1 protein-coding gene is annotated in these 290 nt (G+C 79.7%); it reads right to left on the bottom strand.

Annotated features, from left to right (window positions below):
* On the bottom strand, nt 1-290 hold a 290-nt coding region (locus KVS67_RS11825), incomplete at both ends, for an NAD(P)H-binding protein (RefSeq protein ID WP_217565430.1).

The raw sequence follows: 290 nt of genomic DNA, 5'->3' as shown, positions 1-290 counted from the left end.
CCGCGCGAGCGCGGGGCGGGCGGCTCCGGCGCCCTCGCCGCCGAGGGAGTCGCCGGCGTGCGCCACGGAGGGGGAGGAGACGTGGACGAAGCGCCGCACGCCGTGCCGCTGCGCGGCGTGCAGGAGGATGCGCGTGCCCTCGACGTCCACGGCCTCGTACTCGTGCTTGGGGCCGGACACGGACACCTTCGCGGCCACGTGCACCACGGTGTCCGCGCCGGACAGGGCCCCCTCGACGGCGGCCGGGTCGGCCACCGACCCGCGCACGTCCCGCGCACCGGGCACGCCCG

It is taken from the genome of Micrococcus sp. GbtcB5, assembly GCF_019091605.1.
GTDB classification, from domain to species: domain Bacteria; phylum Actinomycetota; class Actinomycetes; order Actinomycetales; family Micrococcaceae; genus Micrococcus; species Micrococcus luteus.
Note: the sequence above shows the minus strand (reverse complement) of the source record. Positions and strands in the feature narration are given on the sequence as shown.